The sequence below is a fragment of the Vibrio sp. B1ASS3 genome (genome assembly GCF_905175355.1).
Lineage (GTDB): Bacteria > Pseudomonadota > Gammaproteobacteria > Enterobacterales > Vibrionaceae > Vibrio > Vibrio owensii.
The window spans coordinates 1,985,172-2,000,168 of sequence record NZ_HG992743.1; the positions used below are offsets into that span (position 1 = coordinate 1,985,172).

The 14,997-nt window shown below is 47.1% G+C and carries 12 protein-coding genes; 8 read left to right on the forward strand and 4 right to left on the reverse strand.

From position 1 onward, the window contains the following. Window positions 1–123 precede the first annotated feature (123 nt). Entirely contained in the window at window positions 124–1,110 is a 987-nt protein-coding gene (locus tag KJB05_RS27105; RefSeq protein ID WP_009706545.1) for a LacI family DNA-binding transcriptional regulator, read from the reverse strand. 262 nt (window positions 1,111–1,372) lie between these two features. Between KJB05_RS27105 and KJB05_RS27110 the strand changes: the two genes are divergently transcribed. After that, window positions 1,373–2,812 carry a sucrose-specific PTS transporter subunit IIBC gene (locus KJB05_RS27110; RefSeq protein ID WP_009706546.1) on the forward strand — a complete coding sequence of 480 codons (1,440 nt, stop codon included), beginning with the start codon at window positions 1,373–1,375 and terminating at the stop codon, window positions 2,810–2,812. A gap of 164 nt (window positions 2,813–2,976) precedes the next feature. Here the strand turns inward: KJB05_RS27110 and KJB05_RS27115 are convergent, their stop codons facing one another. Then, the gene (locus KJB05_RS27115) at window positions 2,977–4,347 is read right to left on the reverse strand and encodes an L-serine ammonia-lyase (RefSeq protein ID WP_005374779.1); all 1,371 of its coding nucleotides are present in this window, start codon (window positions 4,345–4,347) and stop codon (window positions 2,977–2,979) included. A gap of 11 nt (window positions 4,348–4,358) precedes the next feature. After that, on the reverse strand, window positions 4,359–5,900 hold the full coding sequence (locus tag KJB05_RS27120; protein ID WP_005443739.1) for a sodium:solute symporter: 1,542 nt from the start codon (window positions 5,898–5,900) through the stop codon (window positions 4,359–4,361). A gap of 338 nt (window positions 5,901–6,238) precedes the next feature. Here KJB05_RS27120 and KJB05_RS27125 point away from each other — a divergent pair, with 338 nt between their 5' ends. The 7 genes from KJB05_RS27125 to KJB05_RS27155 all read left to right on the forward strand — a co-directional run bounded on the left by KJB05_RS27125 (window position 6,239) and on the right by KJB05_RS27155 (window position 14,364). Continuing rightward, complete coding sequence (locus tag KJB05_RS27125) at window positions 6,239–7,534, forward strand: MFS transporter (RefSeq protein ID WP_005374774.1); 1,296 nt, start codon at window positions 6,239–6,241, stop codon at window positions 7,532–7,534. Window positions 7,535–7,635: 101 nt separating this feature from the next. Continuing rightward, window positions 7,636–8,652 carry a nuclear transport factor 2 family protein gene (locus KJB05_RS27130; RefSeq protein WP_005374772.1) on the forward strand — a complete coding sequence of 339 codons (1,017 nt, stop codon included), beginning with the start codon at window positions 7,636–7,638 and terminating at the stop codon, window positions 8,650–8,652. A gap of 177 nt (window positions 8,653–8,829) precedes the next feature. Further along, window positions 8,830–9,915, forward strand: a complete 1,086-nt coding sequence (locus tag KJB05_RS27135) for a porin (RefSeq protein WP_017634480.1) — start codon at window positions 8,830–8,832, stop codon at window positions 9,913–9,915. Window positions 9,916–10,172: 257 nt separating this feature from the next. After that, entirely contained in the window at window positions 10,173–11,180 is a 1,008-nt protein-coding gene (locus KJB05_RS27140) for a LacI family DNA-binding transcriptional regulator (protein ID WP_009701770.1), read from the forward strand. Window positions 11,181–11,366: 186 nt separating this feature from the next. Next, complete coding sequence (locus KJB05_RS27145) at window positions 11,367–11,996, forward strand: recombinase family protein (RefSeq protein ID WP_208445735.1); 630 nt, start codon at window positions 11,367–11,369, stop codon at window positions 11,994–11,996. After that, window positions 11,993–13,177 carry a multidrug effflux MFS transporter gene (locus KJB05_RS27150; RefSeq protein ID WP_208445734.1) on the forward strand — a complete coding sequence of 395 codons (1,185 nt, stop codon included), beginning with the start codon at window positions 11,993–11,995 and terminating at the stop codon, window positions 13,175–13,177. The genes KJB05_RS27145 and KJB05_RS27150 overlap by 4 nt, the downstream gene beginning before the upstream one ends. Window positions 13,178–13,206: 29 nt before the next feature. Continuing rightward, window positions 13,207–14,364, forward strand: a complete 1,158-nt coding sequence (locus tag KJB05_RS27155; RefSeq protein ID WP_208445733.1) for a crosslink repair DNA glycosylase YcaQ family protein — start codon at window positions 13,207–13,209, stop codon at window positions 14,362–14,364. Between the two features lie 142 nt (window positions 14,365–14,506). On the opposite strand, the gene KJB05_RS27160 is transcribed toward KJB05_RS27155, so the two are convergent. Then, window positions 14,507–14,941: an EamA family transporter gene (locus KJB05_RS27160; protein WP_033004842.1), complete on the reverse strand. Its 435-nt coding sequence runs from the start codon at window positions 14,939–14,941 to the stop codon at window positions 14,507–14,509. Window positions 14,942–14,997 lie beyond the last annotated feature (56 nt).

Sequence of the window (14,997 nt, forward strand, 5' to 3'; positions counted from 1 at the left end):
CCTAAAAGCTCACCTGTCACGCTTCGAAAGAAACCCAAAAATAAAGCCGATGCGTCTTCTCCACATCGGCTTTACGTTCAATTTTAGTAACTCTTCGGGAACGTTCTCTAAAATATTCTCACCTTAGCAACTTTCACGCTCAATGTTTTGGAAAGTAAGCACAACTTTACTCATCTCTTTTCCTCGACCTTCGATTCGTTCAATCAACATTTTTGCTGCGTTTTCGCCTGCTTTATCAAATGCATAGTTGAAGGTAGATAGGCTTGGAATACTAATGCTTGCCAGTTCATCGTTACCCACACCGAGTACGCGAACTTGCTCTCCCACTTTTACACCCATCTCACGAAGTGCTTTAACCGCACCTACGGCAATACGGTCGGTGGCACAGAAAAGCCCGTCCAAATGAGGATACGCTTCCATCTGTTCTTTTGCTTGCTGATAGCCAGATTCAATCGAAAAATCACCGCGCGCGTGGAACAACAAAGCTTGCTGATGAAAGTCCAAAGATTGCTTTAACCCTTGCGAGCGCTGTACATCAACAGCGATGTCTTCACCTTGCACACCAATAAAACCAATCTGCTTGCAACCCGCGGCGACTAAGCGATTACCAGCTTCAAAGCCAACCCGAACGTCATCGTGCACCACGCTCGGTACGTTATGCAGTGACCCATCTTGCCCTACCAATACGACAGGAACATTGGACTGTTGAATGGCCTTGTTCAGCGCGGCATCAAAGTGCGTGGCGTAAAGGATAATGCCCTCTACACGCTTCTGGTTGAAAATCTGAATGTACTCGATTTCTTTTTCGTACACTTGGTGAGTATTCGCTAACAGGACGTGTTTGCCTGCTTGCTCAATGATCGCGGTTAAACCATCCACACCCTGAGAAATCGCATGGGATGAAACACGAGGCACAATCACACCAATCAAATTGGTCTTTTGCGATTTTAGGTCTTTGGCGACTTGATTGACGACATAGCCACACTCTTCCACCGCTTTGCGCACCTTGATTTTCGTCGCTTCTTTTACCCCGTATTCATTATTGATCACACGGGATACTGTAGATTTGGATACACCAGCCAAACGCGCCACATCGTGCAAACTCGCCATATTGTCCCTATTCTATCTTTGTCATTGTTGATTATTGGGATTGTTTGCAGAAATCTGCCACTTCCCATGAAGGATTAACGTGATTTTACCCTCGTTAAGCGGATCATTGTCACCCAATATAACGATCATTCTCACATAATTCGGCCTTATCTTTTGACCCGTTGCCATTAATCATCAAAAATCCTCTTTGCAAACGTTCCCAAAAATAACCAAAACAATATTTATTTCAATTAAAGACAAGTAATACCAATCGGGGTGTGCAATGAACTATCCAGTCATAGCAAAACAACTACTTGAGCATTTAGGCGGTAAAGAAAACATTCAAGCCCTTGCTCACTGCGCAACACGTTTACGTTTAGCGCTAAAAGACGAAGAAAAGGTCAACGAAGAAGCGATCGGCAACCTTGATGGCGTAAAAGGCCAATTCAAAGTTGCGGGTCAATACCAAATCATTTTCGGCTCTGGCATCGTAAACCAAGTTTACGCAGAGATGGCGAAACAAACGGGCTTGGCTGAGATGTCGACCAACGATGTTGCTTCTGCCGGAGCGGATAAACAAAACCTAATTCAACGCGCAGTTAAAGGACTGTCGGATATTTTCGTTCCGATCATTCCAGCGATCGTTGCAGGTGGTTTGTTGATGGGTCTGTTCAATGTCTTAACGGCGCAGGGCCTATTCATTGAGGGGAAATCGATCATTGATGCCTACCCAGGGCTGACCGATTTAGCCAATATGATCAACACCTTCGCGAATGCACCATTTGTTTACCTTCCTGTTTTATTGGCGTTCTCAGCTTCGAAGAAGTTTGGCGGTAACCCATTCTTGGGCGCTGCGCTGGGCATGTTAATGGTTCACCCCGATCTGCTTAACGGCTGGGGTTTTGGTAGCGCCTCTGTATCCGGCACGGTACCGACTTGGAACATCATGGGTTTGGAAATCCAAAAGGTGGGCTACCAAGGTTCGGTGTTGCCTGTTCTGGTTTCTGCATTCATTTTGGCTAAGGTTGAACTTGGTTTACGTAAAGTCATTCCATCCGTATTGGATAACTTGCTCACACCAATGCTGGCGATCTTCATTACGGGTTTCGTAACGTTTACTTTGGTCGGTCCGTTTACGCGTGACCTTGGCTTTATGCTAGGTGATGGTCTGAACTGGCTTTACGATTCAGCCGGTTTTGTGGGTGGCGCGCTGTTTGGCTTTATCTACGCACCGTTCGTTATCACTGGTATGCATCACAGCTTTATCGCGATTGAAACCCAGCTATTGGCTGATATCGCAACCACTGGCGGTACATTCATTTTCCCTATCGCGGCAATGTCTAACGTTGCACAAGGTGCCGCAGCATTGGCGGTTGGCTTTACTACTAAAGATACCAAGATGAAAGGCATCGCGGTGCCATCGGGGGTGACTGGTCTACTTGGGATCACGGAACCAGCAATGTTTGGTGTGAACTTGAAGCTACGCTACCCATTTATCGCTGCGATCATCGGTTCAGCGGTCGCGAGTGCATTCATCACGCTATTTAACGTTAAAGCGCAAGCACTAGGAGCTGCAGGTCTGCCAGGCATTATTTCTATCGCACCAGATAAGATTGGCTACTACATTGTCGGCATGGTTATCGCGTTCGCAACCGCGTTTGTTCTGACCGTCGTATTGGGCATGCGTGATAAAGCAAAACAAGCAAAGACAGCGACAGCATAAGAAGTTTTAACTCCTTGCCCATTCAACACAGTCTCATCTTGCTTGTTCGGTATCGGGGGCTCAGTAGTATCGAGCAGTAAGGTGGGGTTGTGGGGCATAATCCCCCTGCCACTCGCTTTGAGTAGCAAGCCAGTCAGAAGATTTCTGACTGCGTCTTTTTGTGCTTATTCACAAGGCGGCGCTAGGTGAATCAAAGCCAATCCACCCAGTGACGTCTCGCGGTATTTCTTGTTCATATCTTTGCCCGTTTGATACATGGTTTCAATCACCTTATCCAACGAGATCAAACATTTACTATTACGCTTTAATGCCATGCGAGATGCATTGATCGCTTTCATTGCCCCCATTGCGTTACGCTCAATACACGGTACTTGCACTAAGCCACCAATTGGGTCACAAGTCATGCCTAGTGAGTGCTCCATGGCAATCTCGGCCGCAATACAAATTTGCTCATTGCTGCCACCACGTAGAGCGGTCAAGCCAGCTGCCGCCATGGAAGAAGACACGCCAACTTCGCCCTGACAACCCACTTCGGCACCCGAGATAGACGCATTGGTTTTGTACAAAATGCCAATCGCACCGGATACAGCAAGGAAGTCTTTAAGCTGTTTAGTATCGAGCTCTTTGATGAAGCGATGGTAGTACATCAATACCGCAGGAATCACACCCGCCGCACCATTAGTTGGCGACGTTACGACTTGTCCACCAGCCGCGTTTTCTTCACTCACAGCAAAAGCAAACAGGTTAATCCAATCCATGATTTCCATTGGATCGTTTTCGATTGCTGCATTTGCTTCAAGCTTCTTCAACAAGTTTGGCGCACGGCGGGTCACGTTCAAGCCGCCATCCAAGATGCCCTCTGTTTCGAAACCACGCTCCATGCAACGCGTCATCACACGCCAGATCTGTTCTGCGCGTTGATTGATGGCTTCCATTTCCTGAAACGCTTGTTCGTTTTTCAGAATCATGCCGCCAAGGCTCATGCCGTTCTTCTCTGCCTGTGCCAACATTTCGTCCGCACTGGAGAATGGAAACTCAACTTCTACGGGAGCTGTCGCACTGCCATTTTGCAGTTCATCCGCCGTTGCGATGAACCCACCACCGATAGAGTAGTAAGTTTCAAACCCAACCTGATTGCCATGCGCATCTAACGCAGTAATCGTCATGCCATTCTCATGCAGAGGAAGGTTCTCTTCATGGAACAACATGTCCGTTTTGTAGTTGAATTCGATTTCATGACGGCCATCGACAGACATCATGCCCTCTTCAATCGCCTTGCGCATCGCTTTGTTCGCAGAAGCAATTTTGATGGTATCTGGTTTGTTACCCAACAGACCCAAAATCGTTGCACGGTCAGTATGGTGACCAATCCCCGTTAACGAGAGTGAGCCGTATAAATCGACTTGAATACGAACCACTTTTGCCAAGTTCGATTCAATCAAACGAGTGAAGTGGTAACCCGCGATCATTGGGCCATTGGTGTGAGAGCTAGAAGGGCCCACACCAATCTTGTAAATATCAAAGATGGACAGCATAAACTTACCTATTACGACAATGCAGCATAAAGCCAATCAGGGAGAACCATACAAGCAGCGATGGTTGCCACAGCGAACACCAACAACCCGTAATGGCTTGCGGTTGGCTTTGCAAAAAGATGTTTTTGATTATTGATAAAGACTTGTTGTTCGGCAGTCACAGCGCCCCAACGACGACTCACTAACACACCAAACAAAAGGAAGACGAACGTACCAATTGGCGCGAACCACGGCCAAGCCACGTCGAGATACATGGCAGTAAACACCGCAATCACACTCATGATACTGCCAACGATCACGCCTTTCTCATTGGCTTTTGCCCAGAATAAGCCAAGCACGAATGACCCAAGACGGATACCAACAAAGATGGAAGTCAGGCTAGCGATGGTTTTGAGTACCGATTCATTCGATACCGCGAGAAGAGCTGGCACTACCACCATGGCCGCAGCAAGCAAACTCATCTTTCTTGCGACTTTTTCGTAGTGCTCATCATCGGCACTCTTGCGAACGAAACGCTTGTAGATATCAAACGTCGCGACGGTCGCCATCGAGTTGTAGGTTGAGTCCAAGGTCGACATTGCGGCCGCCGCCAATGCGGAAATGATCAAACCAACGACGATTGGGTTAGTGTGGTTGAAGACGAAATCTAAAATCACTTCGTTGCTGTTTTCAAACGATTGATCTTGATAGAAAACACTCAAAAGAACACCGAGTACCGCGAAGAACAAGTACACGAAAAACGCACCGTAACCACACAACAGCATCGACTTCTGCGCCGTCTTTTCACATCTCGTCGCTAACGTGCGTTGGATGATCAATTGGTTGGTGCCGTACACACTCAAATGCAAAAAGCTCACGGCAACCACGCCAGCCCAGAGTGTGGTATCCACGCCCAAATCAAAGTCTAAGTTGATGATATTCAAGTGATCACGAGAAAGGTAATCTGCCGCATTAATCTCTGTCATTAGAATGGCAAAGATAGCGATGCTGCCCGCAACCAATACTGCAGATTGCAACATATCGGTCCAGATAACCGTTGAAATCCCGCCCGCATAGGTATAGCAAGCGGTGAAAATACTAATGTAGATAATGGCTTCAGAAATACTGATAGGCAGAACTTGCACTAAGATCAGCGCCACGGCATACAAAATCACACCCGCAGAGATACATTGAACCACAATAAACACAATCGAGTTGATGGTTCTTGCATACACCCCAAAGCGGTGCTCAAGGTATTCATAAATCGAAGTCAGACCCAGCTTATAGAAGACAGGTACAAAGAAAATAACAGTGAAAAAGATAACGATGGGATAGTTAAGGTGAATACTCATCGCTTCCATGCCAGAGCTATAAACCCAACCAGGCATCCCTACAAACGTCATCGCACTAATGTAAGTCGCAAGTATCGAAACACCCGCCGTAAACCAGCCAAATTGCTTTCCACCCGTGGAAAAGTCGCCACCATTGCTGTAGCGCTTATTCACTAAATAGCTGATTAGTATGGTAATTGCCACATATAACGCAATCACCACAAAACTTGAGTACGTAACCATTTTAAGGTTTTCCTAATTCTGGGTAGCTAATTATTATGCCCAGATATTACTGTAAAAAGGCATTTTTAAACGACAATCCCACTGTAAGTGTGATTATTATCACCAATATAGGCGAAAATGTATTCAAAATCGCCAAAAACGCCGATTAGTGAGATCCTTGTCACTAAAACCCACAAAATGGGTACGCATTCATTTTAAAATTGATTTTGATCACGGATCTAATAACCTTAAAAAAACTATGATTCACCCCGACACGAAATCGAAGATGATCCAAATAAGATCGTGTTCATTAAGTTTGAATAGCAACAAATCCTAAGTGAAATAGAGGTTTATCGGTCATGAATGCCAAAAGACACATGAGCGAAGTTCCTATGATTCAAAGGGTAGCTGCCTATCTAGCGATACTGGTTGGTTACTTTTTCTATTGTTATAACTTTGTAATTATTGACTACGTACGCCCATACATCGTTGAAGCGTATGATGGTATTAGCCTGTCAGACACTGCCCAGTTCTATACATGGCAGTCGGTTGGTGCACTTATCGGTGCATTGAGCTGTGCTTGGTTCGCAACAAAATTTGGTAAGAAATCCACTCTTATTACCATCACAGCCCTAAACGGTGGCGCAACGATCATCAATATGATGTTCACCGACTACACAACATGGGCAGCAATGCGTTTCATCATTGGTTTGTCACTGGGTGGTTACTTCACCGTGGCAGTAAGCCTAATGATCGGCCTATTTACGCCAACGGTACGTGGTAAGTTGACGGCATTCGCGTCTTCTATGTTCTCTGTGGCACTGATGGTAATGGGTGCGTATGCAGCATTTATTGCAAGCATTGATGCACCATGGGAAAGCCTAATGCTTGTAGGTGGTATCCCACCATTGGCAGCCGCTGTTGTCATGATCTTTGTACTACCTAGCGACAGCAAAGTAATCGCTTACGGTGAAGAAGAGCAAGCAAAAGCAGAAGAATCAGATGCACCAGCGAAAAAAGGCTCTTGGGGCGAAATGCTAAGCAAGCCTTACCGTAAGATCACACTAACGTGTCTATTACTGGCTGGCCTTAACTTCTACGGTTTCCAATTCTTTGGTGGCTTCGTAACCACTTACCTACGTGATGTACGTATGTTCGACGGTGCAACCATCGGTCTCATCTTCTCTATCTCGGCATTTGGTTCACTGTTTGGTGCATGGTTCTGGGGTTGGGTAGCTGACAAATTCGGTCGTAAGGTGAACGCATTTGGCTTCATCCTAGCAGGCATCATGGTTTCAATCTTCTTTGTTGCACCTGGCGACATGGTGATTGGCGGCCTAAACATGCTGGCTCTACTTGGTCTGATTTACAACTTCGGTCTGTCTTCTTCAGCGGTATGGGGTGGTTACTTCTCAGAACTGTTCCCAGCACACCTACGTAGCTACGGCGCAGCGCTATTCCACGGCGGTCGTATCCTCGGTATGTGGGCGCCAATGGTACTTATCTTCATCCAAGAGCGTACCGACCTACAAACCGCAATGTGGGGTTCACCAATCGTATGGATCCTTGCTGGTCTTCTATGGCTATCACTGCCAGAGACACTAAAAGGCGGCGTGTTCGATAAGAGCAAAAAAGCCGAAGCAGCAAAAGCGTAACTGAATTTCAAAAACTCAGGCTGGCTCCCCGGCCGGATGAAAAAACTTAATTTCGAGTCCTGTTCCCAAAGCCGACTCGACAGCAAATAAGAGAGTTTATTATGTCTAAATATCAAGAAGCGAAACGCGTTGTACGTGAATACTTCAGCGCAATGGAAAACGCAACTCACGAGAACGTGGCAGAAGTACTAAAAGCACACACTTCAGAAGATTACCTATGGCGTGGTGTTTACCCATTCCGTGAGCAACAAGGCGCTCAAGCAGCGGCTGACGTTTTCTGGGCTCCTTTGATGAAATCAATGACTCGCATGCAGCGTCGTCAAGACATCTTCATCGGTGGTGAGAACGAAGTAACATCAGGTGAAATCTGGGTAATGAGCATGGGTCACTTCATGGGTCTATTCGACGCTGAATACCTAGGCATGCGCCCAACTGGCAAGATCATGAACATCCGTTACGCAGAATTTAACTGTGTTGAAAACGGCAAGATCACTAAGACTGGCCTATTCCTAGACCTTCTAGGCGCGATGGACCAAGCGGGTTGTTACCCACTACCACCATCAACAGGTAAGCACTTCGTATACCCTGGTCCTCGTAACCACGACGGTCTACTGTTCGAAGACGCAGCACCAGAAGAAGGTGTAGCAACACTAGCACTAGTGAACAAGATGGTTGATGACCTATCTGCACTAAACGACAGCGGCGCTATGGGTTGCCCACCAGAAGTTCTTGAGAAGAGCTGGTCTAAAGACATGATCTGGTACGGTCCATGTGGTATCGGTGCGTCTTACACAATTCCTCGTTACCAACAGCAGCACCAATTGCCGTTCCGTAACAACCTGAAAGACAAGAAGTTTAACGGCCACGTATGTCGTTTCGCAGAAGGTAACTTCTCTTGTTTCTTCGGCTGGCCAAACCTATCTAACACGCCAATCGGTGGTTTCCTAGGTATGACAGGTGGTGAAGTACGTGCAGACATGCAAGTGGTTGACGTTTACTACCGTGACGGCGACAAGCTATCTGAGAACTGGGTACTGATCGACCTACCTTACTGGCTAAAACAGCAAGGTCTAGACGTGTTCGAGCGTACTCAACAGATCCTAAACCCTTCTCTATAAGAAGTCCTAGGGGCGGATTGTCAACCCGCCTTTATGTTGCCTGAATCCCCTCTCGGTTCAGGTGACATGCTCCCAACTCGTGCCTCAAGGATGGGGCACAACCTCAAGATAGAACCCTTATTCACAACGGGCATGAACGCACGGTGGCTTTCTGCGCCCTGAATAATGAGATTGATGATGAAAAAGTCGACCCTTTCTGCAGTGATTTTAGCAGCGCTTACTTCTAGCTCAGCCTTTGCTGCACACACTTTTGTTAATGACGCTGGCGACAGCCTAACCATCGATGGCCGTTTCGATCTTCGCTACCAAGACCGTGGCGGTGATGACAACGGCGAATGGAACAGCGGCAGCTCACGTTTCGGTTTGAAAGGCCAAATGGGTCTGGATAACGGCTGGACTGGTTTCGGTCACGCGGAATGGGGCTACAACTCTGGCGCGAACGGCGACAACATTTACGACCGCTTGCTATACGCAGGTGTTGATCACGAAAAATACGGCAAGATTGCTGCGGGTACTAAGCAGTGGTCTACCTTCTACGACGTAGCATGGTACACCGATTTAGGTCGTGTATTCGGTACTCGTGGCTCAGGTGTTTACAACCTAGCTGACTGGGGTATCGCATCCGGTGCTGGTCGTGCAGAAAACTCAATTACGTACCGTAATTCAATTAATGAAAAAGTGAGCTACGGCTTTACTTACCAAACCACGCGTGAAGATGTTGCTCTAGCAAGCAATGCGACAGCCTCACTGAAAAACGGCATGGGTGCTTCGATCACTTACAAACCGGTTGATGGCGTAACACTGGGTGCGGCTTACCATCAAAATGAAGTTGCGGATCTAGACGCAAGCGTGGTTGGCGTAGAAAACGGCGACAACATGCGCATCATGCTATTGGGCGCGAACTACAGCAACGGTGGCTTCTACGCGGGTGCGACTTTCCACGTTGGCGAAAACTGGGAAGCCGTGAGCCAAGGCGGTACGGACGTAATGTTCGATACCCTAGGTGGCGAAATCTACACTTACTACCACTTCGACAACGGCTTACGCCCAACATTGAACTACAACTACATGGAAGATCGTGGTGACGAGACACAAGGTTACGAGCGTAACTTGCTGATCCCTGGTCTTGAATACCACTTCCAGAAGAACAAATTCCTAGTTTGGACTGAATACCAGTTCGATCTAGGTAAAGATCAGTACGATGGCAGCAAATTCGAAAACCGTGATGATCAATTCGCGGCAGGTATTCGCTACTACTTCTGATAACCACGAGATAAGTTATTCCGGTTACGTAACTTATTCGATTTAGTGGAAATGGGAAATAAGAGCAAGCCTTACCTTTTTTGGGTAAGGCTTTTTTCGTATGCACAATATGAAATGTGACTTGGGTACTACCCAAATTACGCCACCAAAGACAATCTAACCCTTTATTTACCTAAATCTTGCTTATTTCTCTTTATGACTACGTACCTATTTGTGTTAACCTAGTCACAGTTAAACTGACTTATGAATCAACTCACATGAATCCTGCAAAACAAACCGTAACATCGAAGGACGTTGCCAAACTGGCTGGCGTTTCTCAATCTACTGTATCGCGTGTGTTTGTTCCGGGCAGCTCAGTATCTGAAAAGACCAAGCAAAAGGTCTTCGAAGCCGCGAAAGCCCTAAACTACCGTCCAAATGCTTTTGCACGTAGCTTGACCACCAACGAATCTAAGTTGATCGGTTTGGTATTCCCAGATGCGGACTACCCTATCCACATGAAAACACTCCAATTGATTTCAAGTGAATTGCAGAAGCAAGGCTACTCAGCGGTGTTGATTCCATGGCAAGTGGATGATGAAGACAACCACTCAATCCCGAACATCTTCCAATACCGTGTAGATGGTGTCATTGCCGCTTCCGCTACCTTCAACAAATCACTGTATGAAGAGTGTGAAGAGTTCAATATCCCTATCGTTCAGTACGCGCGCGTCGTAGAAGGCACTAAGAGCAGTTACGTTATCAGTGACAACTACGAAGCTGGTCAACAAGCGGCACAACTGCTGCACGAAAGTGGGGTGAAAAACGCGGTTTACCTGACGGGTGAAGTGCCAACCTTTACCAACGACGAGCGTCAAAGTGGCTTCAGCGCTGAGTTCGAAGACTTAACGGGTAAAACACCACGCATCATTGAAGCGAGCTACGACTACGCAAGTTCGCTGGATAAAGTACGTGCTATGCTGGCCGATAAGAATCGTCCAGAAGCCGTGTTCTGTGCAACCGACAACCTTGCAATGGCGGTAATGGATATTGCACGTATTGAGTGTGGTATTCGTATCCCTCAAGATCTGAAAGTCATCGGCTTCGACAACATTCCACAAACGGAATGGTTGAGCTATCAACTGACCACTTTCCGCCAAGACTTCCGTCGTCTAGCGCGTGAGTGTGTGAAAATTATCGTTGATCAAATCAACAATAAAAACAGCAGCTTGGTGAAGATGATGGTGCCAGTCAAATTGATAGAGCGCAGCACCACCAAAGCCTAATCTCAGAGAAGCCAACCCAAGCGGTTGGCTTTTTTATTTCGTCATCTCTTCTTTCTCTTGCCCCTCATCTCTTACTTCTAAGATTTCGAGCCAATGGCTCATTTGGTGTTGTGGTTACTAATGAACCTCTGTATATTTATGGACCATTACAGTATATGAACCAATCTCAAGAGACGCATTGCACCCATGGCTACCTTTCTCTATACGCGGCACTCGCCAAAAAACCGAGCTTACCCTGAGCAGCTCAACGCTTTGAGAGCCTTTGCTCCTGAAGCAATTCACCTTGAAGACAAGGTACGCGGCTGCACGCCACCAGCCGAGCGGCAAGCCTTTCAACAACTCTTAACTACCGTGCAATCTGGCGACACTGTTGTACTTTGGTGGTTAACCGCCTTTGGCCGAGACTTCAGCCAAGCCCTAAGCACGATTCAAACTCTGCTTAACAAAGGCGTCACCCTAAAAACCGTTTGTGAACCACTGACTTTTGAACCTGGTTCCGTACAAACGCAAACCTTGCTTTCGCTGCTTTCTGGCTATGGGCAAGTGCAAACGCAACATCGCTTGTTCGCCGCAGAACAAGGCCGCAAAGCACTAAAAGACGATCCACAGATGTGGAAGCAGAAATTCCGAGGTCGCCCAGCAGACAAAGCGAAGCATCAGCACATTGCGACCTTGCTTCTGGAAGGCAATACGCTACAAAGCGTCGCAGAACAATGCGAAGTCAGCTTATCGACGGTCAAACGTGTGAAAGCCAAACTGAATGCATTTGATGAAGAAGGAAGCCTGCGCCGCCGTGGCGATGGTGAAAAATCATGAGCCGACCGATTGAATTTAAAACCATCTTGCTGGCGTGTCTCATCATCAGTGTTGGTCAGCTCAGTATGGGCTTGGTGTTCCCATCCCTTCCTTGGATCGCCAAAGACTTCGACATTTCCCTCGACCAAGCTCAGCTGTTAGTCAGTGTTTACTTACTTGGCTTTGGCCCGTCTCAGTTTATCTATGGCCCGGTATCCGATGCGTTAGGCCGTAAAAAGGTGCTGTTAGCTGGCTTGTTGATTGCCATGCTCGGCCTATTGATGATCATCTTCCTAAGCCACACTTTCACTGGCATGGTAGCAGGTCGTTTTCTGCAAGGCTTAGGTACAGGCTGTTGTGCGGTGTTAGCCCGAGCGTCTACTCGCGACCGCTTTAATGGCCCTGAGCTCCCTGTCGCTTTGTCCTACATTGCGATGGCTGCTTCTATTACACCGTTAGTTGCTCCTGTTATTGGTGGTTTCATTAACGCCCACTTCGGCTGGACTATGGTGTTTATCTCGCTGTTGGGTTACGTATTGTTGGCTTGGAGTGTGATCGTATTTCGCTTCCAAGAAACCATCACACAAACCTCTGCGTTGCCCTCACCGAAAAAGATGCTGCTGCAATATCGTGACCTACTGACTTCTCGTTACTTTATGAGCTTCGCCAGTATTGGTTGGCTTAACTTCAGCTTGATGATCACCACTGTTTCGGTGATGCCTTTCATCATGCAAAACCAAATCGGGATGACATCCGATCAATACGCGATGTGGGCACTGATTCCGGCGTTCGGCATGATTTGCGGCACCAGTATCTGTAACCGTGTGCGCCCAATCATCGGCACGAAGAAGATGCTATTGGTCACGCCAATCCTGCATGTAAGTTCCGCAGCGTGGCTGTTCTTCTGCCCTGTAGAGCCACTGTATTTAATGCTTGGACAACTGTTGATGATTTTAGGCAATGCCATCGCTCTACCTTGTGCTCAAGCCATGGTAATGCAACCCTATAAGAAACAAGCAGGTGCAGCTGCGGCGATGTCGGGCGGTGGCCAAATGGTGGTGTCATCGATTGTGAGTATGGCATTGGTGCAACTCGGATTAAGCCAAGCGTGGCATCTGTCATTGGTGATTGTGGTCTTTGCGACCATCACACTGACCAACGTTCTGCGAGGCTTTGCCACTGAGCAACCTTCCGAGCAATAGAGAAAGTAACAAGGAAGACAAATAACGACATGAAATCACTCAATCTTGCTCAAGCACAAAAGTTAGCTCTGCTCTCTCAAGGGTTGCCGCTAGCAAGCAACAAAGGCAGCGCTAAAGCAAAGACCTTAGCCGTCTTTGAGCAACTGGGCTATGTGCAGATTGATACGATTTCTGTCGTTCAGCGCGCCCACCATCATACTTTGTGGAGCCGAAACCCAAGCTACCAACTTGAGCACCTAGACCAACTGGTGGCAGAAAAGAAAGTCTTCGAATATTGGTCTCATGCGGCGGCGTATTTACCTATGTCGCAATACCGTCATAGCTTACCTCGCAAAGCGGCGATCAAATCTGATCAGCAGAAGCATTGGTACAAAAAAGACCACGACTTGATGGCGTCTATCTTGAAGAGAATTGAGCAAGAAGGCCCATTGATGGCAAAGGATTTCGAATCCGCCAACCATAAGACCGATGGTTGGAATACTAAGCCAACCAAACGCGCCCTAGAGAACTTATACATGCAGGGCGATTTAATGATTAGCGAACGTCGCGGCTTCCAGAAAGTGTATGACCTAACCTCACATGTTCTGCCTCAAGACGTTGATACATCGATGCCAACCGAGCAAGAACACGCGCGATTCTTAGTCCTCAATTATCTTAGATCTCATGGGTTCGGTACTTTGCCTGAAATGGTTTACCTACTGAAAGGGGTTAAAAAGCCTGTACAACAAGCTCTGTCCGAATTGGTCGATTTGGGTGAGATTGAAGCCATTAGCATCAACAATTCAGCTTACTATGCCTGTAGCGATGCGCTGAACTTGCTCGACAAACGGCTCAACCGCAAACGCGCTAAAATCCTTTCCCCATTTGATAACCTGCTTATCCAACGAAAACGCGCCAGTGCAATTTTCAACTTTGATTACTTGCTAGAGTGTTATGTTCCAGAGCCAAAACGCCAGTTTGGTTACTTTTGTTTGCCAATATTGTGGGATGGAAAGCTGGTCGCGCGCGCCGACTGCAAAGTGGATAAAACCAGTTCAACGCTGAACGTTCTTAACCTAGTCACCGAGCCTTCGCTCAAAGAAAGAGAAGCGTTTTTCGTCGCCTTAGAAGAGGAGTTATACGCTTTCGCTCAGTTTAATCAGTGCCAAGCGTTTGTGATTCAGAAAGTAGCGCAAAGGACGCAATGAAAAGAACAGTGCTCGAAGAATCGAAGAGCAAAGTGCTGAGAAACCAAACTGTTCTCTTGAAGCCCATGCTCTCTGCATATCGACTCTGAATTACATCCGTCTCACTATTCAAAGAGACGAGAGACTTAGGTAATAGTGACATTTAAGAACTTTGTAGGCTCACCAAAATCACGCCAACGGTGATCAAGCCAATCCCCATCCAGTTGACCATGCTGAGCTTTTCTCCCAGTAAAACCACACTGAATATGGCCACCAGCACCACGCTTAGTTTGTCGATCGGTGCAACTTGAGAGGCTTGCCCCAATGACATGGCGCGGAAGTAACACAGCCACGATGCACCTGTCGCTAAACCCGATAACACCAAGAACACCATGCCTTTGGTCGAGATCTCTCCAATGGCACTGAACTGCTTGGTCGCATAAGCAATCAAACCAACCAAAACAAGAATCACGCAAGTACGAATAAAGGTCGCCAAATCAGAGTTGATATTCGCCACACCAAGTTTGGTCAACACTGCGGTCATCGCCGCAAATACCGCCGACATGAGCGCCCAAAATAACCAAGAAGTTTGAAGCATTGTCTTTTCCTATTTATCCCTAAAAGCAAAAAAGGCGTTACAGAGTGTACTGCAAC

Coding starts and splice junctions, on each gene's coding strand:
- KJB05_RS27120 (WP_005443739.1), bottom strand. CDS start 5,900: ATGGTTACGTACTCAAGTTTTGTGGTGATTGCGTTATATGTGGCAATT.
- KJB05_RS27130 (WP_005374772.1), top strand. CDS start 7,636: ATGTCTAAATATCAAGAAGCGAAACGCGTTGTACGTGAATACTTCAGC.
- KJB05_RS27110 (WP_009706546.1), top strand. CDS start 1,373: ATGAACTATCCAGTCATAGCAAAACAACTACTTGAGCATTTAGGCGGT.
- KJB05_RS27105 (WP_009706545.1), bottom strand. CDS start 1,110: ATGGCGAGTTTGCACGATGTGGCGCGTTTGGCTGGTGTATCCAAATCT.
- KJB05_RS27125 (WP_005374774.1), top strand. CDS start 6,239: ATGAATGCCAAAAGACACATGAGCGAAGTTCCTATGATTCAAAGGGTA.
- KJB05_RS27150 (WP_208445734.1), top strand. CDS start 11,993: ATGAGCCGACCGATTGAATTTAAAACCATCTTGCTGGCGTGTCTCATC.
- KJB05_RS27115 (WP_005374779.1), bottom strand. CDS start 4,347: ATGCTGTCCATCTTTGATATTTACAAGATTGGTGTGGGCCCTTCTAGC.
- KJB05_RS27155 (WP_208445733.1), top strand. CDS start 13,207: ATGAAATCACTCAATCTTGCTCAAGCACAAAAGTTAGCTCTGCTCTCT.
- KJB05_RS27135 (WP_017634480.1), top strand. CDS start 8,830: ATGAAAAAGTCGACCCTTTCTGCAGTGATTTTAGCAGCGCTTACTTCT.
- KJB05_RS27160 (WP_033004842.1), bottom strand. CDS start 14,941: ATGCTTCAAACTTCTTGGTTATTTTGGGCGCTCATGTCGGCGGTATTT.
- KJB05_RS27140 (WP_009701770.1), top strand. CDS start 10,173: ATGAATCCTGCAAAACAAACCGTAACATCGAAGGACGTTGCCAAACTG.
- KJB05_RS27145 (WP_208445735.1), top strand. CDS start 11,367: ATGGCTACCTTTCTCTATACGCGGCACTCGCCAAAAAACCGAGCTTAC.